This window comes from Jilunia laotingensis (genome assembly GCF_014385165.1).
In the GTDB taxonomy this organism is placed as follows: Bacteria; Bacteroidota; Bacteroidia; order Bacteroidales; family Bacteroidaceae; genus Bacteroides; species Bacteroides laotingensis.
The window spans coordinates 1,124,546-1,150,354 of sequence record NZ_JACRTF010000001.1 but is presented as its reverse complement, the minus strand read 5'-3'; the positions used below and the strand labels follow the sequence as shown (position 1 = coordinate 1,150,354).

The 25,809-nt window shown below is 43.8% G+C and carries 10 protein-coding genes; 4 read left to right on the top strand and 6 right to left on the bottom strand.

The window, feature by feature from the left end; genetic code table 11:
• Positions 1–10 precede the first annotated feature (10 nt).
• The 3 genes from H8744_RS04525 to H8744_RS04515 form a co-directional block, all read right to left on the bottom strand.
• The gene (locus tag H8744_RS04525) at positions 11–5,971 is read right to left on the bottom strand and encodes a GLUG motif-containing protein (RefSeq protein ID WP_262433688.1); all 5,961 of its coding nucleotides are present in this window, start codon (positions 5,969–5,971) and stop codon (positions 11–13) included.
• Between the two features lie 75 nt (positions 5,972–6,046).
• Complete coding sequence (locus H8744_RS04520; protein WP_262433687.1) at positions 6,047–8,644, bottom strand: M6 family metalloprotease domain-containing protein; 2,598 nt, start codon at positions 8,642–8,644, stop codon at positions 6,047–6,049.
• 128 nt (positions 8,645–8,772) lie between these two features.
• A complete protein-coding gene (locus H8744_RS04515; RefSeq protein ID WP_262433686.1) occupies positions 8,773–14,796 on the bottom strand; it encodes an autotransporter outer membrane beta-barrel domain-containing protein in 6,024 nt (2,007 codons plus the stop codon).
• A gap of 209 nt (positions 14,797–15,005) precedes the next feature.
• Here H8744_RS04515 and H8744_RS04510 point away from each other — a divergent pair, with 209 nt between their 5' ends.
• Both H8744_RS04510 and rnhB read left to right on the top strand, forming a co-directional pair.
• Positions 15,006–17,210, top strand: coding sequence for a sodium-translocating pyrophosphatase (locus tag H8744_RS04510; RefSeq protein ID WP_262433685.1), 2,205 nt, complete (start codon positions 15,006–15,008; stop codon positions 17,208–17,210).
• A 324-nt stretch (positions 17,211–17,534) separates the two neighbouring features.
• Complete coding sequence (rnhB, locus tag H8744_RS04505) at positions 17,535–18,140, top strand: ribonuclease HII (protein ID WP_262433684.1); 606 nt, start codon at positions 17,535–17,537, stop codon at positions 18,138–18,140.
• Between the two features lie 185 nt (positions 18,141–18,325).
• Here the strand turns inward: rnhB and H8744_RS04500 are convergent, their stop codons facing one another.
• The 3 genes from H8744_RS04500 to H8744_RS04490 form a co-directional block, all read right to left on the bottom strand.
• Entirely contained in the window at positions 18,326–19,789 is a 1,464-nt protein-coding gene (locus H8744_RS04500; RefSeq protein WP_262433683.1) for a DUF5723 family protein, read from the bottom strand.
• 25 nt (positions 19,790–19,814) lie between these two features.
• The gene (locus H8744_RS04495; RefSeq protein ID WP_262433682.1) at positions 19,815–21,611 is read right to left on the bottom strand and encodes a hypothetical protein; all 1,797 of its coding nucleotides are present in this window, start codon (positions 21,609–21,611) and stop codon (positions 19,815–19,817) included.
• A gap of 252 nt (positions 21,612–21,863) precedes the next feature.
• Positions 21,864–22,790, bottom strand: a complete 927-nt coding sequence (locus H8744_RS04490; RefSeq protein ID WP_262433681.1) for a magnesium transporter CorA family protein — start codon at positions 22,788–22,790, stop codon at positions 21,864–21,866.
• 277 nt (positions 22,791–23,067) lie between these two features.
• On the opposite strand from H8744_RS04490, the gene gpmI reads away from it, so the two are divergent.
• Positions 23,068–24,582, top strand: a complete 1,515-nt coding sequence (gene gpmI, locus H8744_RS04485; protein ID WP_262433680.1) for a 2,3-bisphosphoglycerate-independent phosphoglycerate mutase — start codon at positions 23,068–23,070, stop codon at positions 24,580–24,582.
• Between the two features lie 134 nt (positions 24,583–24,716).
• Positions 24,717–25,808, top strand: coding sequence for a sensor histidine kinase (locus tag H8744_RS04480; RefSeq protein ID WP_262433679.1), 1,092 nt, complete (start codon positions 24,717–24,719; stop codon positions 25,806–25,808).
• The last annotated feature ends 1 nt before the right edge of the window (position 25,809 follow it).

The window sequence follows — 25,809 nt, the reverse complement described above, 5'->3', positions numbered from 1 at the left end:
TTTTGACCGGTTATTTTTCCGGCATAGTTTTCACAACTTCGGAGGTACCATCATCGTATATCCGTTTCTCTATGTTAATCTGGCCTTTTGCAGGTTTAGCTACCCGGATGCCTGTGACAGTGTAGTAGGTACGTTCTACAACAACTTTTGTCATTTCATTCTTATCGATGCCATCCGGAATGACGTTCAGTATCAGGTGATAAGCTTTTTCTAAATCCCCGGCTGTCAGGGTGAGTGTAGCCTCTTCACCGATTTCACTGTTTTTAGGAGAAACGGTATTACCATCAATAGAAAGATTGGAGGTTGCTGTCCATTCGGCTCCTTCGGGTGTTCCGATTTGGATATTTTTCTTGATATCATCCATCTCGTCTCCCTCGGCAAGTATGATCATTGTTGCATAGAAGTTGGCAACCGTATCTTTTTCGAATGCATCGATGCGCGGATAGGTAGCTACTCCATACAGGAAAGCATCTCCTAATTGGGCGTTAACCATTTCTTCACTGGTCAGGGCGGTGGCACAAGTGTCCAGGACATGTGTTGAACATAGCGTTTTATCATAGAAGGAAGCGGATACATGAGTGTAGTTTGCTGCCAGTCCGGTAATGTTTCCAATGCTGTCGGTAGACGTGGCATTGATTGTACCCAGATTGTAACAACCGGTGACGGTTGTACCTGGTTCTGTCTTGCTGCCGGCAACCATGCTTCCGATGATTCCGCCAACTTCGCTGAAGCCTGTGACTGTCCCCGTGTTATAACAGTTTGTCAACATTGAATTGCCTTTGCCCAAGATGCCGCCTGTACTTACGCTCTTTTTGGGTTCGATCCCTTCGCTGATGACCTCTCCGCGATTGTAACAACGGTCGATGGTAGCTACGGCATTTCCTGCTATTCCACCTGCCAGACTGTATTTGGCGGTTACTTTTCCACTATTCCATGATTTATCCATATAGCCTGTACAACCACCTGCAATACCTCCTGCATAACTTACTTTTTTGTCCTCACCAGCGGTGACATCCGCTTCATTATGCGTCTCCTGTATGTAAGTGTAGGTTGCATTGCCTGCAATGCCTCCTGCATAGTTCGTATTTGCCAGAATGGTGGCTTCTTTGGCATTATAGCATTTTTCGATGATTGAAGGTGCTGTTGCGGAACCGGTGATTCCACCGGCAATTCCACCGGCATTGCCGGTAGTGGTGGTGATTGGTGCCGTGTTGTAACAGTTGCGGATGGCACATGCATTTCCTGCTTTGCCCACGATCCCTCCTGCATTGCTTGTGGATTTCACGGAATACGTAGTTGAAACTTCTCCCGTATTATAGCAATTCTCCAGTATGAACGGCATGTCTTCGGAATGATTCTCTATGGTTCCTACGATGCCTCCCGCACAAGTATTGGCAATAATATTAGCCGTGTTATGACATTTGTTGATATAAGATCCCTTTAACAAATCTCCGGCAATACCACCTGCATTGGAGGAGGAGATGGTAATGGCTGATGTGTTATAGCAATCTTCAATATTGGCAGCTCCGCGACCGATGATACCACCGACCTGGGATGTCTTGGCATTTATATTGCCTTCATTGGAACATTTGCTGATCTTCACGGTTTGTTCGGCATCCGAACCTCCTAATATACCTCCTGCGTGTACACTCGCTGCTGTTACATTACCATTATTTTTGCAATTCTCGATTGCAGCACCCAAATAGCCGAAGCCGGCAATACCTCCGGCATGCATGGTACCGGTGGTGGATACTTCCGTATGATCGTTTGTGCAGTTCGTGATCGTCCCATAAAGGCTTCCTGCGAAAGCTCCGCACCTTTGGTAAGTCTGGAATTTACAATTGGAGAGGGTCAAGTTGGCGATGGTACCGTCAGAACCGATAACACCGAATAGTCCTCGCTCTTTGACGGTTGATGAATCAGCCACGGCATAAGTGATATTCTTGATTGTTTTCCCATTGCCGTCAAAATATCCTTGGAAAATAACATCTTCAATGGCTATCGGTGTGTAATTGATACCGGAGAAGTCAAGGTCTTCCATTACTTTGAAATTCTCTCCTTTATACTCATGCTTGGTGTTCATTACAAAATCGGATAGTTTATTCATATCGGAAGTACTCTTTATTAGCCAAGGTTCTTCTTGGGTGCCTTTACCTTCCAGAATATTATAAAGAGCCATGATCGGAATGGTACGTTTCACTGTGCCATAGGTCGCAACAAGTGTGTCTGTTGCGATTTGGTCGGTTGGCATTGTAACTTTCAACAGACCTTCTTCAATCCTGAAATTTTCCGTATTGTGAAGGAGTTCCCAAGTGACTTCCGTATTGTTTTGTAATTTAGCTCCTTCTTTACTCATGTTGGCAATCGTACTGGCATCGTCCAATACGATTACAGCGCGTGAATCGACCAAAGCTTGCGCTTCATTCTTGAATGAAATGAGCATGGGATATGTGTTTTCCTTTTGCACCCAGGCCGAATCGGGCAGGTTTAACTTACCGTTGATCAGCCCTCTTGTTTTACAACCGGACGCTCCCTCTTTAACCTGATTGTTTGCGGCTGCTAAAGTTTGCAACTGAATGTCGTAGTAACTGTCGATGATTTCGGTTGCCCCCATGTTGTCACCGATGATTTGTCCGGAAGTACTTCTGTCCGTCCATATCTCCACTTTACCATAGTTGATGGCATTTACTATAGAGCCTCCTTGTCCACTGACTTTCTGTGTTTTTCCTGCTATGCCGCTGATGTTTTTATAACTGGCTATTTTTCCTGTATTGATTACATTTCTGAGGATACCGCTGTTCAAACCGACAATGCCTCCGGCCGAACCTTGCATTCCGGGTTTATAAGATAGGCTGAGTGAAAGCGCACTGACATATCCGCAGTTTTGGCAATTCTCAATGAGTCCGTTGTTTGCTCCGGCTATGCCACCGACCGACTCTGTTCCGGCATAAACGGCTCCTGTATTGAAGCAACCACGAAGGATTCCCGTGGGTGCATTATATCCGGTAATGCCGCCTACATAATTCATATATCCTTTTACGGTAGCGTAGTTCCTGCAATTTTCGATGAGTCCGTAGTTGTATCCGGCTATGGCGCCTGCATTGACGTATAGGTCGAATTCACAATTTGCCGCGATGGTCAGGTTCTTCACAACTCCGGTTTCTGCCACGCTGCCGATGAATCCGGTAAATTTGCGGGAAGCCGAAGCCAGTTTGCCATTATCATCAAATACGACGGATGTAATTTTCATCTTGGAGATTGTATGACCGTTTCCATCGAAGACACCTGCGAACCGGAGTTTGCCTGTATTGTCTCTTCCCAATCCTATGAAGGCTTCATCATATTCCATATCTATGTCGGCTGTCATTTTAAAGTACATGCCTTCAAAGGTTTGTTGGGCATCATTAGTTGCTATTCCCAGGTTCATCATGTCTGCCTTCGTCTCTATTAGAAACGGGTCTGTTGCCGTTCCTTTCCCTTTCCATAGAATCGGTGAAATAGAGAGAATGTAATATTTATAATTCTTGTCGGCATTGAATGCAAAGATCGTATCTTGTGTAACTTCACCATTCAAGATGCCTTTATTACCCTTGATAGAGAAGCCATGTCCTTGGTCAGTGAAAAGTGTATTCATTACTGCTTTCCACTCTATCAGGTTATCGGTTGTCAGGTCGAAATCTTTGCGTATCTCCAACGTGCTACTGCTTTCGTCAAGTGACATGCAGGCGGACGACAGATAAGCAGCATTGTTTTCATCGATACCTTTTAGACGGGGGTAGTGACTGGCTGTGAAGTTCCATATGGCGGGGTCAAAGTCTTTTATTCCTCCGGCATCGGTAAGTTGTGCGGTTGACAGTCCGTAAGTTGGAGAGGGAACTCCCGTTATTTGTTGGTCATAGAAAGTGTTTTTTATAATCAATCTTGGAAGTGGACGGCCAACGATGTAACGCATTTCCTCTTTGCTGGCTGTGTAGACCAATCCGGAGTTATAACAGTTTTCTATGTTTGACCGTTCTTCGTCACTCATATCCAGAACACTGCCTATCACACCGCCTACTTTGGGTGATAGGTTATTCCCGATAAGTCCGCTGTTGTAGCAATCGCGGATGGTCGTGTTCCAAGTAAAGCCAAGGATACCTCCCATATTGACATTTGCTCCTGTACCGCTTATCATAGCCGTATTGAAGCAACGTAGAATTATGGCTTTATTAGTGCTGCCGGCAATACCTCCAACCGTACATTCGTTATTGGTAGCATTGATTCTTCCTGTGAAATAACAATCGGATATGGTGGCATCCGGGAACTTTGTACCGAACATAGAACTTGTAATGCCTCCGCAGGTGGTATTGGGATTATTATTGGAAAAATTGATCGTTGCATCTGCCCAACACTTTTTGATATTGCCAAAAGATGTACCCACAATGCCACCCATATAGTCTGTTCCTGTCATTGTTCCCTTGAAAGAACAGTTGATAATTTCCGCACCATAAGAATATCCGGCGATGCCACCGGTATATGCACTTCCGAAACTCATAGCTCCCGTTGTATGGCAGTTCTCTATTTTCCCCCAGACATATCCTGCGATACTTCCTCCATAGCTCCCGAGTGTTTCGCAAGTGTAGTTTTCCAGATTCAGATTCTTTATGACACCATCGGTGTCGATGTGGCCGAACAATGCGCAATAACCCATTCCTTCGTCCATTGTCAGATTACGGATCGTTTTATTGTTGCCGTCAAAGATTCCGGCAAAACGTTGGATCGCATTGTTTCCGATCGGATGCAATGTCGGACTTAGCGTTGTTGCGTCCAAGTTTGATTCCAGACGGAAATATTGTCCTGCATAAGTGCTGGTATGATCGCCATTGAGCGTTTTGTCAGAATTGACTACTTCCGAAAGCATATATAAATCTTCCATTGTTTTGATCAGATAAGGAGCCTCCGGTGTACCTTTCCCTTCGAAGTCGGCTACGACCGGTTTCGGGAAACTTATTTCCAGAAGGGTGTTTAATACGGAAGATGTATATAAAGAAGCTACTATGCCGGCTTTCGGGCAGAAGATGCCCCAATTCTCCCAGCTTAGGTCCGTACCGGAAATTGTGCCTTTAATCATTCGGTCTGTATAGAATTCCGGATTGGTTGCCGAAACCGTCTTCAACGGATAACAATTGAATTTGCCATACATGGCATTGCTCAGGAAGGTTTGAGGAGGAATGGCAATTGTCTTGTCCGAATTGAGTTGTAGGTTGATTTTCACTCCTATATTGGCTGCATTATACATGGATAGTTCGTTCGGACTACTCTGTTCTAAGTAAACAGGATAGACGGTGGTCACTTTTTCCCCATTGGATTCAAGTGTCGTTTCCGTCATATTGCTGTTGGGCATAATCAGTTCCGATCCTCTATAAACGCCCAAGCTGTAACTCTTATATTCTCCTTCGTTGATTAATGCGATCCATGAGTCTATCGTTATCACTCCATCATTTATTGTTCCCTGGATGGGAACCTGGGAGTTATATCTGTTCGTCTCAAAATCGTAACTATATATAAAGATGCTTCCATAGGTGGAATGAACTGCAATCTCTTGGGGATCAATCTTCAAAGTGCCTTCTTCAAGGTTGATAGAAGCTTTTATCGTTTTCTCGCCATTCCAGAAATTCGTAATGGCTAACGTGTGGTTGTCAACAACACTTATTTCGACAGCATAACCGGTTTCCTTGCCGTTGCTATCTTCGCTTATTTGTATGAATGTGCCTTCATAATCAGATATGGAAGCCGGAGACGTACTTTTCTTGAATTGGCGTTGTTGCTGAACCGGTGTACCCGGTAAGTTTGTATCCTTAATCTTTTCTTGAGGGGTACCCGTTATGATTCCCTTCATTTCGTTGGTCGGAAGCAAAGATGTCTGTTCTTGTGCCCATGCCGTCAATGTACCTAGTGACAGGAATATGCATAGGAGTATATTTTTCTTCATACGTTATTCTTATTTAATTAAATCATTAGAGTGAATGTTTTGTTAAGGATTCGATGTATTGTCCTTTTTATGGTGTCAAGGGATATGTATTTTGTACTTATCCTTGCCGATGATCACAATGTAGAAACCGTTCGGTAAAGCAATTTCGTTTGTTCCTTCCCGGCTTATTCCGGTATGTATATTCATTCCGTTTGCTGTGTAAATATGGATAGTTTCCTGAATATCCGATGTAAAACGAAGGCTACCCTTTTGCGTATATATTCCTCTTGAAGCGGACGAGGTTTCTATGCCTGAGTATTTCAGGGTTTGTACCACTACCTTATTGGATTTCTGTGAAACTTCTTCGTTCATCTTTGCGTATACATTATAAATATATTTCTTGTCGCTGATTAATCCGGTGAAGTTGAAAGAATTATCGGTGATATCGGCTTTACTGTTCTTGTATTCTTCAGGTGTGGTCAAGGTTTCATTCTTCTCCAATTGTTCTTTTACATCTCCATCGTAGATATGTATGTAGTCGAATGTGGCGGCAGCCTTGGTTGCTATCCGGATGTATCCTGCCGGGGCATCTGTGTTCACTACCCAGTAGAGTGTCTTTTCCGAAGCATTCATCATCATTGTTTTATCGAGTAGGATTTTTCCGTTGGCATCCAATAATTGGAAGATGAAACCGCTGATGAGGCTTTTGCTTCCCTTTACACTGCAACACAAGGTGAATTCTTTTTCCCAGGTAAGGTCGAGGAGGGGAGTAGTGAGACTACCGCCTGTGTTCTTATTTCCCATACGGGCATGACCACCGGCTTGGTAGATTTCACTTCCAGTCCAACCGTCCGTTTCGGTATAGGTGCTTAATGCATTGGAGATGTCTTGCTCATCTGCTTCTTCCGGGCTACCTTTGGTAAACTTACCGAACTCTTCGGAGATATTCTTTCTTCCCGTCATGCAGGAGGAAACTTCCAAGGTATAGGAAGTGGCATTGTTGACCGGGTCCCAGTTGGCGGTAAAACTATCTTCAGTGATGTCCGTTGCCTCGGTAGCTACCGGAGTACCGACAAAGTGCATGAAATCGAATGTTATGGTTCCGTCTTTCTCACGGATGTTGCTTAATGGTTTACTCAGGAATCCGCCACTGTATAGTGTGGACGCTGGTTCGCTTTCATCCGTGAATGAGGTGTTTTGAGTGGTTCCGGGGAATAAGTCACCAGCGTAATCATCGAATTCGTTGTCCGCAGGCACTATCTGCAAGTGAGGATGTCCGGCAACACTACTGTTTATAACGTTGCTTTCCCATAATGAAGGTACATAATCTACATGGACGATCATCATTCCATGTCCCGGAAGGTAAGCATCCCATTTATTTTGTTGTCGGTTCTCGATCGTGTAGTACTCATTGGGGTTCTGATCGGAGACTAACAGATAAGCTTGGTTGGCAGTGTCCATCGCTTTTAGTTCGATGTCTTTTTGGGGATCTTTAAGTACAACCGGGTTGAGCCATCCGACACTGTACCGTTCGTAGGCGGAATATCCAGCGGGGGTTCTGTTTTCGTTGTTGTAAGCCCCATAGTCCATCAGACTCCATGATCCCATACCTACCATACCGGTATAACGGGTGTCGTAAATATCAGGTAAGCCCAAGCAATGGCTGAATTCGTGGCAGAAAGTCCCGATGCCGTCCATGGTGGTTCCGGCTTTGCCGTGCCGTTCGGAAGAGCAGGCATAGCTATAGATCTGTTTACCATCCATTTTGATATCTTTAAATCCTGCATACTCAAGGTTCCAGGCATGTGGCCATACGCTGGCGGCTGGACCTCCCTGTGCTTCTGCATAACCGGCATAGATGATGAAAACCAAGTCTACTTTTCCATCATTGTCGGAATCGTATTGCGAAAAATCTACATTGAGAAGGGTGTCAGCGGCATAACAGGCATCTACGGTCATTTGAGCCGGATTCTGGTCTTTGCCGTAGATGTTATTGCCTCCGTAGAAGCTCATGTTCTCCGGTAGAGTAACCGGACCGACAATATCAAATTCAGGGGTAAATACACCGGAGGACTGGTCAATGAAATAGTCGCGGGCACTTCCGGTGGCACCATTGGCAGAATAGCCTTCGGAATTCATCATTTTCCGGAATTCTTCCGGTGTGTTCTCGGCAGCGAACTTGACATCCTTGAATTGGGCCAAGATGATCAGTCCACGGACGGTTCCCTGATTGGGAAATTTAGGCTTATCCGTATCGGCTAGCCAACGTGGATTGCTTTCCTGCACCCTTATCTTTTGGACGGCATTGTTTATCTGCGCGGTATTGATTCCTTTAATAAATGCTTTTTCCGGTTCCCCTCGTTTCCCGGGATCATGAGCGGTGTATTCACTAGCAGTGAGTACTCCTGAAGTGTTGACAGTGGCATATTTCATAAAGCCGTCTGCTGCTTCCTGTAACATGATGCCATCAGTGGTGGTGAGGTAATGGAAATTCTCATCACCTTGCAGAAGGGTGGTAAGGGTTGTACCGTCCGGTTGGGTTATCGTTTGGGGGGTACGTTTGGCGGGGATGGCTTGGATCGTACCTTCCAATAAAACGAAAAATAAAAGTAAGGTGGTAATGATTCTCTTCATAATATTCTTGTATTGGTTCGGAAAACGTTCTTTCAGATGATAATTCTCTTTCTGATTCATAAAGAGGATGAGGTAAAAGTTCAATATGCACACTAAAAGTATTATTGTCTAACTTTTGGGGCATTTCAAACGATGCCTCATCCTCTCTACAGGATATTTACATTAAATATGCGTCAAAATACGTCTTTTTACTTCGTATTTTCATTGATGAGAACCTTGCTGTTTTCAACTGATCCGTCATCGTAAATGGTTACAACGATGTTGATTCCTTGTTCCGGTTTCTCAATTTTTACACCGTTGGTCGTGTAATAGAACTGCTCAACGATGACTTTACCGATGTTTTCAGAAGCGATTCCTACTTTCTTGGTTTCGAGTACCAGGGTATAACTCTTCTGATAATCTCCTGCGGTGGCGGTTAAAGTAACCGTTGCCTTTGTGTCCGGATCCACTATGGCATCATTCCCGTTGAATGTGATATGGTCGGAAGCGCTCCAGCTTACACCTGCCGGTGTGCCAACCAAGAAGTCTTCCGTGACTTTTTCGGGGGTATCGCTTTCCGTCAAAAGGATACTTGCTGCCGACAGATTGGTGGCTTCATAATCCTTGAGAGTTTTCAGTGTAGGATAAGTGGCAGTCTGTACAAGCCAGTCTTCTCCGAGGTCGAGAGCGATCATTTCACGGCTTGTCAAGCCTGTGGCATCTTTGTCATTTTCATATTCTTTTGCAACGAGTTCTTTGTCATAGTACACATCTTCGCAAACCAGGAAGTCGGGATTCAAAGCTACGATGTTGCCTACTGCCGTTCCTTCCGGATTGGTGATCGTCACTTTACCCGTATTATAGCACCGGTAAGCTTCCGCTTTTGCTCCGTTATCGAAGATTTGTCCGTAAAGGCCACCTGCCTGATTGTACGCGGTCACGTTACCCATGTTGTAACAATTGGTAAGTATGGCACGTGTTTTGGCGATGATTCCTCCGGCATTGATATTTTTGTCGGTATTGCCTTCGACTGTAACATTACCCAAATTGACGCAATTCACAATATCACCGAGCCCTAAGGCACAGATACCTCCACTATGAGATTCTCCGGCAGTCACATTACCCGAGTTCCAACAATTGGAGAGATATAAACCGTTGGAAGCTGTGATACCTCCGGCATAACTGGCAGCTGCATACACTTCACCTATATTATAGAGGCTATCTGCATCTACATTGGAACCGATATTTCCTACTACACCGCCTGCATTGTCTTTGTTGGAAATCACCTTACCCGTGTTATAACATCTCTTGATGAGAGTCGTGAATGTATCCATACCGCTTGAAGTTCCGACAACACCACCGATTGTACCTGTCCCGGTGATGTCTGCCTCGTTCCAACAATCGCGCATGATTGTACCGGCACCTAAAGAACCGATGATACCTCCGGCATTTGTTTTGGTGGTCGTAATTTTACCTGTATTATGGCAATTGTCTACAGTCAGTACAGCACCGTTTCTGGATTGCCCGATTATACCACCTGCTATAGTCGGCACGTTAACTTCACCGCTGTTGACACAGTCTTTGACCACATTGTCTGCCAGTGTTGCAGAAACGATACCTGCTGCGTAATTGCTGTTTCCCGTGATGGTGCCTTTATTGACACAATTGATGATAGCTGCGTTGGCGTTGTTTTTAGCTGCGATACCTGCAACGTTCGAACTGTTGGCGTTGATAGTGCCCTCGTTCGTACAGTTCTGTATGGTTCCGCCATTTACGCCTACGATGCCTCCATTGGTTCCGCTACTGGCACCTGCTGCAGAAATCGTACCGGAATTGAAACATTCGTCAATCAATGTATTAGCTTCCGTCTTGCCGGTGATACCGGCTGTTGTTCCTGTATTGGAAGTGATATCGGCATAGTTGGAACATTTTTGAATGATACCTCCTTCATATACATAACCGGCAATACCACCGATATTGTTGGCACCTCCTACGGTCGATACGGGAGCCTTGTTTACACAGTTAATGATTTTTCCGCGCAATCCGCCGGCAAATGCACCGGAGTAGCCGAATGCCGTAAATGAAGAGTTGCTTTCAATTGTCAGGTTAGCAATCGTTCCGTTGCTGCCTACAATGCCGAACAGTCCTTTATATCTTCCTGTTTTGAATTCCAGAGGATCTGAAGATACGTATTTCAGGTTTGTGAATTTCTTGCCGTTTCCATCAAAGTAGCCTTGGAATTTGAGAACATCGGCTTCGGCAGCTATCGGGTGATACTCTATTCCCGTGAAGTCTATATCGTTTTCAACCCGGAAATATTCATGGTTGAAGTCCACTTTATCGGCTGCGAATTTGTAGATCTTATCCATGTCGGCAGCAGTCTTTACCAACCAAGGTTCGTTCTTAGTCCCTTTACCCGGCAGAATGGGAGGTACGGCTCTTAAGTAGAACTCTTTGTGATAATTTCCATAAGTTGCAGTCAGCGTGTCGAGAGCGATATCGTTTTCCGGCAGAGTCAGATTAAGAACTTGCTCGTTTATCTTAAATTGCTCGGATTTTGATAATTTCCAACCTAATCCGCTGTATTTATTTAAGGTAGCATTTGTTTTTATACTTATTCTGTTCTCCCCATCAGTGAAGGTTACGAACATATGGGAAGCGGCTACCGATTTCGGATCGTCTTTGAATACTTTCAACAATGGATATGCACCTGCCTGTATATACCAGATGTCTTCTGAATCCAAACCGTCGAGCGTGCCTCCGGTCAATACACTGGTATTGACTCCACTGCAACCGGTTGTTGGTCCATCATTGGCTCCTTCGGTCAGCACAATTTGCAAATCGTAATAATTATCTTTCAGTTCGGTCTTGCTTTCCAGATCACCTACGATGGAACCGCAAGTCGATATGTCTGTTAACGGATTAATATAACCATAGTTGACGGAACGCATGATGCTACCTATTGTATTACGGGCATAGTTCACTCCTGCTATACCACCGATGGCTTTGTAAGAAGCCACGTTGCCGGTGTTTAGCGCATCATATATTTCTCCGTAATTAGCTCCGGTGATACCTCCTACATTGAATTGTTCACCGTCTTTATATTGTTTGCTGACACTGTTGCCTGTTATGTTACCGTTGTTCTGGCAAATCTCGATGATACCCAGATTGATACCGGCAATGCCTCCCGTGTTATAATATCCTCCGTTGATATTTCCTGAATTGAGACAGTTCCGAATCAGTGCCTTATTATTTTCAGAATATCCCGTGATACCACCGATATGGGCACTCGCACCTTTTACATCGGCATAATTCTTGCAATTCTCGATGGTTCCTCCGTTGTATCCTACCAATGGAGCCGAGAAAGCATAGAACTCAAATGAACAGTCATCAGCAATCGTCAGGTTTTTCAAGGTTCCCGTTGGTGACAAGTATCCGATGAAGCCTACTCCCGAACGTGATTTCTCCATGTCTACTTTGCCGGATGAGAGATATTCTACCGATTTCAGTTTGAAATTATGAATCGTATGTTTTCCTCCGTTGAACGTGCCTGAGAAATAATGGGAAGATTTACCATCGGCAGCGATACCTGTAAATGTTTCATCTCCTGCAACATCTATGTCATTAATCATCAGGAAATAGTCTCCTTCGAAATGTTGTGTATGTTCCACGGTGGCATTTGCCAGTGTTTTCAAATCATCCAGATTTCTGATCAGGTAAGGTGTGTCTGCCGTTCCGTCACCATCGAATACTTTCGGGACGATTGATATAAGATAACTCTTATATTCTTTGTCGGCATTGAACGCATAAATCGTATCTGTGGCAAATACCGGCTTTATCTCGATCTTACTGCCATTAATGATGATTCCGTGGCCTTCATTACCTTGTTTACCGTCTTTCAGGACGCTCCAAGTGGTATTGTCGGTAGTGATCCGGAAAGGAGTTTTCACTTTGGAAAGGAATTCATTCTCTGATAACAGAATGGTAGCCATCGACAGATAGGCAGCATTATTATTGTCGATGCCTTTCAGACGTGGATAGACGTTTGTACTAAAATTCCATACGGAAGTATCGAATCCTTCCAAATATTTTGCTTGGGTCATTTGTGAGGTTGTCAGCCCGTGTTCAGGAATGGCTGTTCCGTAGTTGCGACCGTCAAAGTAGAAATTCTCCAATGTGTCGCCCTCCTTCATTTCACCGATAATCTCTTTATACTTGAAAGTCGATTTGGTGGCGACATTACCGGAACTATATACATTCTTAATGGTTGAGAACTCGGTAGACGTTATATTTATGGAGTAGCCTACGATTCCGCCTGTATGTTCGGAATTCGTATTGCTGACACTTCCTGCATTATAGCAATCGATTATTTCGGAACTCATCAAAATGCCTACTACTCCGGCGGTTTGCCCGGTGGCGGCTGTACCGATGATGTGACCTGCGTTGAAACAACGTCTCATTTCACTTTTGTATATTAATCCGGCTACTCCGCCTTGGTAAGAGATCGTTCCGTTGTCCGTAACTTGATCTACATAATCGACTATCATTCCGGAAAAGTAACAATCGTTTATCTTTGCACCGGTTTGACTGCCATAGATACCACCGACAACGCCTCCCATGTAACGAGTTTGTGAGGCATACGAGCAACCTATATTGGCGCGTGCCCAGCATTTGTTGACGTTGCCGTAGGTCAGCCCGACTATTCCTCCCACATTTCCATTAGAGGTAATGGTTCCTTCGAAGGAAGATTGACTGACTTCATTTTCGAGATAACCTACTATGCCGCCTACATTTTTCGCATTGGCGGTTATCTTCCCGCTGGCCTTGCACAGGGTAATGGCACCGAAGCTGGCTCCGGCAATTCCACCTACATTTTCTCCCGATGCCGTGTAGTCTATGTTCTCAAGAGTCAGGTCCTTGACGGAACCTGCGGGATCAATGATTCCGAACAGACCGCAAAGTCCCGGTTCGGGCACGTTCAACGTAAGATTGGATATTTTCTTCCCGTTGCCGTCGAATGTTCCGGCAAATCGGCAGTAATTAATAGAATTACCGATGGGTAACAATTGTGTGCTTCCATGAGATTTTGCATCCAGATCGTTTTCAAGACGGAAGAATTTCCCTTTGTAGTCATTGGGTGTACCCGTTATTTTGTTGACAGACTGTTCCAATGCAATCAGTTGATCCATTGTTTTAATAAGATATGGGCTGGCTTCCGTACCTTCTCCTTCGAATGCTGCTTCCTTCCCTTGAGGATAGGTGATCGTAATGCCGTCTAAGGTGATTGTAGAAGATTCGAACCCTCCGGCTATAACAGTTTGGCGTTGGCCTGCGAAGAGGATTCCCCAGTTTCCGAGTTTCATTGTTTTATCCGTTCCTGTTCCTTGAATAGGATACGTTTTACTGAATTTTTCGGTTTTCCATTCTGTATAGTAGCAATAAAAGTCTCCGTAGCCGGACGCAGTGAACATGAATTGCGGAGTAATACTGAATGTTTTGTCCGGGTAGAGGTTGACGGTAATATCTGATCCGGTATTACCGAAGTTGGCTATTTTGAGTATGTTGTCGAAGGGTTGTTCGATATAAACTGGGAATTCGTTTTCAGTTTTATCCTTATAATCAACAGTAGTCATGATACCATTGGAAGGCAATAACTGAGACATGGCATACAGGTTGGCATACGATCTCGCATCTTTGCTGAAACAGCCCCATGTTCCCAAGGTAATTCCATCTTTGCCGATGCTTCCTTCGAGTGGGTCGGTTTTACTGATTACGCCTGTTTCTGCGTTGAATGTATAAAGGTAGAGTGTAGTGTTATTACTTTCATATACGATCTGTGGTTCTATAGATATCTTATTATTTTCCAAATCTACAGTAGCGGTGATATCTTTTCCCAATCCACTGAAGTTTTCTATAGTAATAGTAGTCTCGCTTGCCGGGTTGATACTGACGGACGGATTCCGGGTGTTCCCGCTGAGATCATAGTTCCTCTGAATGTAGAATCCCGATAGTTCGTCAATGGTGCTGAAAGCTTGTGCTTTCGTTTGGGGAACCCGTTGCAGGACGGGGAACTTCTCTCTGTCCAATGTGGGAAGTTCTCCGGTTTGTAACTTGCTGATTCCAGCTTTGGGCATTTCAATCTTGTTCGTCTTTGTCAGCGGTAGATACTGAGCGAACAATACCAATGGCATCCATAGAATCGCCATGGCGAATGAGAATCTTAAATGTTTCATAGTGTTACATTTTTAGTAAGACATTAACAAAATTAGCAGGAAAAAGGAGAAAAACATAATAAATTAAATGCTCGCTTCAACTAATTCCAGAATTAGTCTGATTTATCCGGATAAAAACTCTCTCTGCAAAAACATTTCCCTCAGTTTCTTGCTTATTTCATCTTAAATTAATATTTTTAGCCCTTCGTTTAACCTCTTATATTTATTCTATGGATAGTATGCTTTTCTGGCTGATTCCAGCCGCTTCTGTTTTGGCTCTCTGCTTTGCTTATTATTTTCATAAGCAGATGATGAAAGAGAGTGAAGGTACTCCTCAAATGGTGAAAATTGCTGCTGCTGTGCGCAAAGGTGCAATGTCTTATCTGAAACAGCAGTATAAGATTGTCGGCTGGGTATTTCTGGGTTTGGTAATCCTGTTTTCGATTATGGCTTATGGCTTTCAAGTACAAAATGCATGGGTGCCTATTGCCTTCCTGACAGGTGGATTTTTTTCGGGGCTTTCCGGTTTCTTGGGTATGAAGACGGCAACGTATGCCTCTGCTCGTACGGCAAATGCAGCCCGCAATTCATTAAATGCCGGTCTGCGCATCGCCTTTCGCAGTGGCGCGGTGATGGGACTGGTGGTGGTAGGCCTCGGGCTGCTGGATATTTCATTTTGGTATCTGTTATTGAACTGGGCGATTCCGGCAGATGCGCTGACACCAACTCATAAGCTGTGTATGATCACAACAACCATGTTGACTTTTGGTATGGGTGCTTCTACGCAGGCGTTGTTTGCACGTGTAGGAGGCGGTATTTATACCAAAGCTGCCGATGTGGGAGCCGACTTGGTAGGTAAAGTGGAAGCAGGAATCCCGGAAGACGATCCGCGTAATCCGGCTACGATTGCCGATAATGTAGGAGATAATGTAGGTGACGTTGCCGGTATGGGTGCCGACCTTTACGAATCTTATTGCGGCTCTATTTTGGCAACTGCTGCATTGGGTGCGGCCGCCTTTATCCATACGGGTGATACGGCCATGCAATTTAAAGCGGTTATAGCCCCGATGCTGATTGCCGCTGTTGGGATAATCCTTTCTATAATCGGTATTTTCTCCGTGCGTACAAAGGAGAATGCAAAGATGAAGGACTTGCTGAATTCATTGGCTTTCGGCACCAACTTGAGTTCTGTGCTGATTGTGATAGCTACTTTCTTTATTCTTTGGCTTTTACAACTTGATAATTGGGTTTGGATATCCTGCGCTGTTGTCGTAGGGCTGATAGTTGGTATTGTGATCGGGCGTTCGACCGAATATTATACTTCCCAATCTTATCGTCCTACCCAGAAGTTGAGTGAAAGCGGTAAGACCGGCCCTGCTACGGTTATCATTTCCGGTATAGGCCTGGGCATGCTCTCCACGGCTATTCCGGTATTGGCAGTCGTTGTGGGCATCATTGCCTCTTTCCTGTTTGCATCGGGATTTGATTTTGATAATGTAGGTATGGGACTTTACGGTATCGGAATTGCCGCAGTAGGTATGCTTTCGACATTGGGCATTACGCTTGCAACGGATGCTTACGGGCCGATAGCGGATAATGCCGGAGGAAATGCTGAAATGTCCGGTCTGGGTGAAGAGGTGCGTAAACGTACGGATGCTCTCGATTCACTGGGCAATACTACGGCAGCTACGGGGAAAGGTTTTGCTATCGGTTCGGCCGCTTTGACCGGTTTGGCACTCCTTGCATCTTATATTGAAGAGATCCGTATCGGATTGACACGGTTGGATATTATAGAATTGAACATGCCTAACGGTGATGTGATAGCTACAGCGAATGCGACTTTTGTCGATTTCATGAATTATTATGATGTGACTCTGATGAATCCTAAAGTGCTGTCCGGCATCTTTATAGGTTCGATGATGGCATTCCTTTTCTGTGGATTGACTATGAACGCTGTAGGACGTGCTGCCGGACATATGGTGGACGAGGTACGCCGCCAGTTCCGTGAAATTAAAGGCATACTGACCGGGGAGGCAGAACCGGACTATGAGCGTTGTGTGGCTATTTCTACTAAGGGGGCACAGCGCGAAATGGTAGTTCCTTCATTGATTGCAATCGTTGCTCCGATTATTACCGGACTCATTTTCGGTGTGACCGGAGTGGTGGGTTTGCTGATAGGCGGCTTAAGCAGTGGTTTTGTCCTTGCTATATTCATGGCTAATGCCGGAGGAGCCTGGGATAATGCAAAGAAATACGTGGAAGAAGGACACTTCGGTGGTAAAGGGAGCGAAGTACATAAAGCTACGGTAGTGGGTGATACGGTAGGCGATCCGTTTAAAGACACTTCCGGTCCGAGCTTGAATATCCTTATAAAACTTATGAGCATGGTTGCCATTGTTATGGCTGGATTGACCGTTGCTTGGAGTTTGTTCTAAGTGAAGAACGAAAGCTGAAAATTGGAGATCGTGCAGTGCTATCGGATGGTAGACTCATTCCCCATTTTCAGCTTTTGATATTTAATAAAGTTCCTATTTTTCAATTATGTATCATTACAAGACACATTGGATATCAAGGGGCTCAATTTGATATGGAATAGGAACAATTGGAAAAAGGCAGTTAAACTGAAAAAGCGAAATTAATAATTCTGCAAATTGGTGTTCTATATGTGCATAGATATGAATTTTTATATATTTTGTACCATGAATATAATATAAGGATTATATCAACTATCTTTGTCCCGTTTTATAAACGGAGAAATTATGTTACTACCGTATTTGAATAAAGAACTGATAGAAGCCGGTTGTGATGAAGCCGGCCGTGGATGTCTGGCAGGGGCTGTGTATGCTGCTGCCGTTATTCTTCCCAAGGATTTTAAGAATGAGCTTTTGAACGATTCGAAACAGTTGACCGAAAAACAACGGTATGCTTTGCGTGAAATCATAGAGAAAGAAGCCGTCGCATGGGCGGTAGGAATTGTATCTCCGGAAGAAATTGATGAAATAAACATTCTTAATGCTTCTTTTCTTGCCATGCACAGGGCAATCGATCAACTGAAACTTCGCCCGCAACATTTGCTCATTGATGGCAACCGGTTTAAAAAGTACCTTGACATACCTCATACGACTGTCATCAAGGGGGATGGGAAATATCTTTCGATCGCTGCTGCATCCATTCTTGCAAAAACATATCGCGATGACTATATGAATCGCTTGCATGACGAATTTCCCTATTATGACTGGGATCATAACAAAGGATATCCTACGCGCAAACACCGTGCAGCCATCTCGGAACGTGGGACGACTCCTTATCACCGGATGACATTCAATCTTTTGGGAGACGGGCAGTTGAAGTTGAGTTTTGAATAGAAAGGACATTTCCCGTCACTGCATTTTATGTGATCTCCTTTTGTACGTTTCTGATTTTGCAGGATATTAATAACTAGCGCAATAACTATTAATACCTATCGCGATGGGTATTAATGGTCATCACGATAGGTATTAATGATTGGTAAATGGGTTATTAATAGCCCATTTCTTCAATGACTGTAGCTTTAAAACTGTGTTACAGTCGTAGTACTTACCACTTTCTTACATTTCTTTTTTCCCCAGGTAATATTGAATCCCAAACATACGTTGGCGTTCGCATTGCCTACCGGAACATATTGCGGGGTTACTTTAGTGATCATGTGGTCTGTTCCGATAAAGAAGTTGAAACCGCTCGGATGGAAGTTCAATACCCATCCCAATGAAGAGCCGAAGCTGCTGTATGCATAGTTCACCGAAGCCTCAAACCAATCCACCGGAGCCACATTGGCAGAAATGCGTGCTTCCGACCAAGTGAAAGGTTTGTTAAAATGCGTGGACGACAGAAGTCCGAATCTCAATTTCTTATAATAGGGCAGAGTATATTCGGCACCGATGTTCATTGTTGCAGCCAAAGCTGTGGTACGACCGCTTGTATTTCCCTTGTCGTAGAATTTGATGAACTCTTCAAATTGATCACCTAAATTGTCCAACTCATCGTCAATGTCGCCCGGGGCTCCCTCTTCCGGTTTTACAGCAATCGGGTTCTCAAAACCTTTGAAGGTGTAATTGTGTTTCATTTCCGCATTCAGGGCATTATTCCACCGGATAAAACCGAGGTCGAGCAATGCGGCCGAGAGCGTCAGACCTTCTACAAAATCATCCATTTTGTAAGCAGCACCGAGGTCGATTCCCAGACCATAACCTGCTACTCCGATTTTATCTACATCGAATCCGTCTATCTCTCCCGGTTTGCCTTGTTCGTCGGAGGCTTTGCTTTTGAAGTAACCGCCTTTCAATGAACCCTGGCCACTACCTTCGGCATCGATAATCCATTCGTCTTGCCCCATGGTGATATCCATCTTTTTGATTTTAGCATCTGCATTTCCTCCACCGATAAGGAATTTCACTTTGGCACCTACTGTCAGCCGGTTTTCGATGATTTCACGGGAGTGTCCCATGGCTACCTCGAAGTAATTGTTGGATCGTACGGTGAGGTCTTTTACCATATAGTGGTTACCTCCTGCCTCACTCATACCCGTCTTCATGAAATCAAACAATTCATAGGGCAGGTTGATGGAAGTGTTGGAACGGAAACTTATTTCGAAAGTATTGAATCCTCCCCATTTACAGAAACCGAAAGCAATGATCGGTAGACTCGCATTTACATTCAAGTGATTGTTATTGTGCAAATTGTTCAAGAACTCGTTGGCATTGACACTCGGGTTCATAAATGTGGTCAACTTACGTCCGTTTTGGTTGTATTTATACAAGAAATCGTTCACACCGATGTTTCCTTGCAGTCCGGCATTGAGATTGCCGATAACGGGGATGTCTACATAGTTGGTTTCGCCCATGAAAGCAGGATTGAGTCGGTGGCGATGAATCATGCTCTCCATGAAATAGCTCGAATTGAGATTCTGCGCTCCTGCAAATACAGGATAAAGGACGATGAGTAAAGCTAATGCGACCTTTAATTTATAGTGTTTCATTGTTCTATTCGTTTTTACGTTTCAGTTAATTTAAATCTACAATCACGCCTCCTGGAACTTTCAGACGTACGTTTTTCAACTGTAATGTTTGGTTTTCGTTCAGTTGTTGGCCTTCGGCTCCTGTTGTCGATGCAGCTACCACCTCGAAAGCGAGTCCATCGAGCATCTTGACTGCTCCCGGAGTCTTCTCTACGATTTCGATAACAAGCGAACTCTCGGTTGCCGTGTTGTTATTGCCGGCTTTGATGATGCCGTCTTTCTCACCGTCAACGATCACTGTAACGACTACACCGTCAAGTATTTTGGACTTGCCCTGATCATCCACCGTTAATGCTTCGGCTGTAAAGTTCAGACCTAATGGAATCTTATTGATTGCTGCGGCAGTGGCATTTATCTGTTTTACTTCATAATCCTTCAAATCGTCATACCAACCGTCTACAGAGTCTTTGTAAACGATGGTCGTGATTTTCGGTCCGAAAACGAAAGGTACGTTTACGTTATAGTCGGTAGTGATGGTGTATGTTTTATTCAATTCGATTTCCGTTTCTTCATCAGTTGCTTCGGTTATCACATCAAACTCGAATAGGTCGGGAATCTTGGTGATAAGTGAAGGCATGTTGGGTACTTCGACGTGGATCACGTCTTCCATACCGGTCGGTGCAATGGGGGATAAGCAGAATTCTTGCTTTTTCTCTTTGGCAACTGTAAAATTAAATAATACGGCAGGGTCTTCCGGTTTTAACAAAGGTATTTTTTCACCATTGTCATTGTAAATATAAGAGGTGATATTACCGTTTATTCCCGCTGCTACGGGTGTCTTGTTATCAGCGGTAAAGAATACCATTGGGTTTTCTACGGATAATGTTACTTTTTCATCACTCAGAAAATCGGGTAGCCCTGTTAAGGTGACAGGATCTAAAGTGATGTCGATGTCAGGTTTTACAATACCTGTCACGCTATTCACATTGACGATTGATTCCTTTGTATTGGCATCTTCTAAATTGATTTCTGCTAATAAAGTTACCGATGTAGTAGTTCCTTCGTATCTTTGGTCTACATCACCGGTATTAATGCTTACTTCTCCGTTCAGGACGATATCTCCATGAATGGAAAGTGTATGGCTGGTTTCATCAAAAAACACTCCGTTTTTGTTGCAGTCAATACCTTCTATCGGAACGATAAGTGTCAATCCACCGGTGCTGGTTGCAGTATGCACTTCCTGGTCTTTCAGTTTCAGCATTCCATTGGTGAGCTTGGAAGAAATGATGAATTCCGGGAAGTTTAGAACCACCCCTTTCAGACTGAGCTTACTAGCCACCGCTGGAGTAAATGAGAAGTGTATCTTGGCTTCCATGTCCATTTTGATGACAGAGAGGTTTTTGATATCCGAAGGTAGGTTTTCCCCTTTTATATCGAATTCTGTCTTTTTCTCGGGAAGTTCTGCAGAGATCTCTTGCGGAGGGATGGACGATAGTTGTTCCGGTATAGTGAAACTAAGTTCCTGGTCTATCGGATTGATATTTGGGCTGTTCACTTCAAAACCGTTTACAAAAATGTTGGTTGTCTTTTCCGAACCTTCCTGTAATAAATAATAATCTCCCGAGGGGGTGGTTTTTACAACACCGTCTTCTTCTATGTCCAGAATTTTGCTAAGTGGAATGGGTTCTGTTTCCCCACCTGGGATGGCAAATTCACTTCCCCCTACCTGAATGGTTAAATCGATGTTGTCGTCCAAATCGTAATCATTATCCACACAGGAGGTAAGTGTAAACAATGGAGCTGCAAGAACGATTGGAATAAACTTTAAGTGTCTCTTCTTCATAAGGCATGTTTTGTTTTAACACAAATGTAGTATCTTTTTGCAAATGTAAACAACGGTTCTGAATGTTACAAATTTTGAGGTAAAAAAGTTTTGTACTAAGAGTCTGCTTATATGATGCGAAAAGAGTGCCTAAACTGCTGTAATAGAAGTTTAGACGCTCTTTTTTAATGCTTATGCGTATTTTATTTCCCTCTCTTTTATTTTCACGAAACGAATCGGCAGGGATCATTTATTTCATTTCATAGTCTCTGTTTAGAACCATTTGATTTTTCTGAAGATAACGAACGTGAGTGCCGACAGCATAGCTGAAGCTATTATGATCAATGCGAAAGCATGTGGCACCTCATCCAGATGGATGTCAACGTTCATCCCGTAGAAACTTGCAATCAATGTAGGAATCATCAGGGTGATCGAGAGGCTGGTCATACGTTTCATGATGGCATTCACGTTGTTCGAAATGATAGAAGCGAATGCGTCCATCGTGCCGGTGAGAATGTCGCTATAGATATTCACCGTGTTGAACGCTTGCTTTAACTCGATGATAACGTCTTCAACCAGTTCCTGATCCAAGTAGTCCGTGTCCTGAAAGATCGTTTTCAGTTTGCCGATCATGATTTCGTTGCCACGGATGGAGGTATTGAAATAGACCAGCGTTTTCTGTAACTTCATCAGGCGCAGGAGGTCTTCGTTACGGATGCTCTTCTCCAGCTCTTTTTCGGCAGCAGTGATATCGATATTGATCTGTTTCAAGTATTTTAGAAACCAGACGGCCGATGAATAGATGAGCCGGAGGATGAGGTCGAGCTTATTGCGTACCACGATACCCTTGCGACGGGTATGCTCTATGAAATCGGGCAATAATTGGGTGTGGTAGTAACAGATCGAAACAATGATCTCGTTATTGGTGATAATACCGATAGGAACCGTACTGAAGGGAATGCCGTTCTGTTGGTTTTGTATCGGAATACGCAGGATGGTTAACAGCCAGTTGCCTTCGTTTTCGGTACGGGGGCGTTCATCGGTGTCGGCGATGTCCGTTAAGAAAGATTCGGGGACTTGCAGTTCCTTTGTCAGAAATTCAAAGTCATCTGCATCGGGGCATACTACATTTACCCAGCTGTTGGGCAGCCATTGTGATTTTTCCACAAAGCCAGCCTCACAATAGAGATACGTTCTCATCTTATTGTCTCCTTTCGTTGATTTTTAAACCGAACAGAGACTTTGTGACGCTCACCGTGGCTCTCTGTTCGCTTTTAGTTAATACTGTTGCACGTTCGCGGGTTTGAATCGTCCATATTTGTTTTAAATTTTTTAAAAGCGGTGCAAAAGTACGTAAATAATCTGAGAATGAATCTTATTGTACCGGAGGCTTAACATAGATTAAATCTCTTCCTAATTATCTTTTTCGTACCTTTGCGGCCGAAATCGAGAAGTCAATTAATTAATTTTAGATATTATGAGTAAGAAAGCCCTTTTAATGATCCTGGATGGTTGGGGAATAGGCGACCACGGGAAAGATGACGTAATTTTCAATACACCCACTCCTTATTGGGATTATCTGTTGGCAACCTATCCTCATTCTCAGTTGCAGGCAAGTGGTGAAAACGTTGGTTTGCCCGATGGACAGATGGGTAACTCAGAAGTAGGACACCTCAATATCGGTGCCGGACGGGTGGTATATCAGGATTTGGTGAAGATCAACCGTGCATGTGCCGATAACAGCATCATGAAGAATCCGGAAATTGTTTCTGCTTTCACTTATGCAAAAGAGAACGGAAAGAATATTCATTTTATGGGATTGACTTCCGATGGCGGTGTTCACAGCTCACTGGATCATTTGTTCAAACTCTGTGACATATCGAAAGAATACGGAATCGCTAATACATTTATACATTGCTTCATGGACGGTCGCGATACCGATCCGAAGAGTGGAAAAGGATTCATCGAACAGCTTGAAGCTCATTGTGCCCAATCAGCTGGAAAAGTGGCTTCTATTATCGGACGCTACTATGCGATGGATCGTGACAAACGTTGGGAACGCGTAAAAGAAGCTTATGACTTGTTGGTAAACGGCATTGGGAAGAAGTCTGCGGATATGGTTCAGGCTATGCAGGAATCATACGATGAAGGTGTGACGGACGAATTCATCAAACCGATTGTAAACGCAAGCGTGGACGGTACGATTAAAGAAGGCGATGTGGTGATCTTCTTTAACTACCGGAACGACCGTGCCAAGGAACTTACCGTTGTTTTGACCCAGCAAGATATGCCGGAAGCAGGCATGCATACTATCCCCGGATTGCAGTATTACTGCATGACTCCGTATGATGCTTCATTCAAGGGAGTACACATCCTGTTCGACAAGGAAAATGTGATGAATACGTTGGGTGAGTATATCGCTGCAAAAGGATTGAATCAGCTCCACATTGCTGAAACTGAGAAATATGCTCATGTTACTTTCTTCTTCAATGGAGGTCGTGAAACTCCGTATGAGAATGAAGACCGTATTTTGGTTCCTTCTCCCAAAGTGGCCACTTATGATTTGAAGCCGGAAATGAGCGCTTATGAAGTAAAAGACAAGTTGGTGGCAGCTATTAATGAAAACAGATACGATTTCATTGTAGTGAACTATGCCAACGGTGATATGGTAGGACATACCGGTATTTACGAAGCTATTGAAAAGGCGGTTACTGCTGTGGATGCTTGTGTGAAAGATACGGTTGAAGCTGCCAAGGCACAAGGGTATGAAGTGATTATCATTGCCGATCATGGAAATGCTGACCACGCTTTGAATGAAGATGGAACACCGAATACGGCACATTCTTTGAATCCTGTTCCTTGTGTGTATGTGACGGAAAATTCTTCTGCTAAAGTTGAAGACGGTCGTTTGGCTGATGTTGCACCGACTATCTTGAAAATCATGGGCTTGGAAATGCCTGCTGAGATGAATGGAAAGATACTGATTAAGTAATAATATCTTGTATTTTTATATAAAGAGGTGTTTTAAGGAGTTTTATCTGCTTGGAATACCTCTTTTTTATATAGATTAATGATAAACGTTTGCTTTTTAAGATTATCTTTGCTGTCATTATACCAAATGATAGAATGAAACGACTCCTGATTTTTTTAGCATTTGTATGGTTTGGGCTGTCATTGTCTCTGAAGGCTGAAGAGGCAGTTATCGACAGTTTATATTGGTCTGAAGCAAGTCGGGAGGTGGAGGAGAGAAATTATGAGGAAGCTGCCCGGACTTATGTTAAGTTGATAGAAAAAGGCGATTCCTTGTTTCGCGTATATGCCATTGACCGGGTGGAAGATATGCGGGAGAAATATTCAATTGATGAATTGGAATTGCAGAACAATGCACAGCAAAATCATTTATGGAAGCTTATTTTTATTATTATCCTGTTTCTTGTTATTCTGATTTTGGTTGGTTTCCTCTATTTAGGAAAAGAGAGGCGAAAGCTTATTCAGTCTAAGGATGAACTCCTAAAGGCTAAAACACAAGCAGAAGAGTCTGTTCGTAATAAGAGTTTGTTCCTTTCGAATATGAGCCATGAGATCAAGACTCCCTTGAATGCACTGGCGGGGTTTTCGGAGGTGCTTATTACACCGGGAATCGATGAGGCTACGCGGATTCAATGTAATGATGTGATTCAATTGAATTCGGAACTACTGCTCAAATTGATCAGTGATGTAGTGGATATCTCATGCCTGGATGTTGCGAACATGCAGTTTAGCATAGCACCGGTCGAGGTTGTGGGACTGTCGCGGAATGTAGTGAAGATGTTGGAGAATATAAAACAGACAGCAGCCGACGTCCGTTTTGAAACGGAGATACCTTCATTGGTTATTGAAACTGACCAGTGTCGTTTACAACAATTGTTGATAAATTTGTTGGTCAATGCTACAAAGTTTACAAAAGAGGGAAGTATCATACTGGCATTGCGTACAGATGAGAATGGTTTTGCCGAATTTTCTGTTGCCGATACGGGTTGTGGCATTCCCCTCGACAAGCAGGGCGCGATATTCGGACGTTTTGAGAAATTGAATGAAGGAATGCAGGGGACAGGGCTTGGGCTGTCGATATGTAAATTGATAATTAATCGTTTAGGTGGGGAAATTTGGGTAGATCCTGCGTATACATCAGGTGCCCGTCTTGCCTTCACTCATCCGTTAAAGCAGAAGGGGGAGTAGT

Coding starts and splice junctions, on each gene's coding strand:
- H8744_RS04525 (WP_262433688.1), bottom strand. CDS start 5,971: ATGAAGAAAAATATACTCCTATGCATATTCCTGTCACTAGGTACATTG.
- H8744_RS04520 (WP_262433687.1), bottom strand. CDS start 8,644: ATGAATCAGAAAGAGAATTATCATCTGAAAGAACGTTTTCCGAACCAA.
- H8744_RS04515 (WP_262433686.1), bottom strand. CDS start 14,796: ATGAAACATTTAAGATTCTCATTCGCCATGGCGATTCTATGGATGCCA.
- H8744_RS04510 (WP_262433685.1), top strand. CDS start 15,006: ATGGATAGTATGCTTTTCTGGCTGATTCCAGCCGCTTCTGTTTTGGCT.
- rnhB (WP_262433684.1), top strand. CDS start 17,535: ATGTTACTACCGTATTTGAATAAAGAACTGATAGAAGCCGGTTGTGAT.
- H8744_RS04500 (WP_262433683.1), bottom strand. CDS start 19,789: ATGAAACACTATAAATTAAAGGTCGCATTAGCTTTACTCATCGTCCTT.
- H8744_RS04495 (WP_262433682.1), bottom strand. CDS start 21,611: ATGAAGAAGAGACACTTAAAGTTTATTCCAATCGTTCTTGCAGCTCCA.
- H8744_RS04490 (WP_262433681.1), bottom strand. CDS start 22,790: ATGAGAACGTATCTCTATTGTGAGGCTGGCTTTGTGGAAAAATCACAA.
- gpmI (WP_262433680.1), top strand. CDS start 23,068: ATGAGTAAGAAAGCCCTTTTAATGATCCTGGATGGTTGGGGAATAGGC.
- H8744_RS04480 (WP_262433679.1), top strand. CDS start 24,717: ATGAAACGACTCCTGATTTTTTTAGCATTTGTATGGTTTGGGCTGTCA.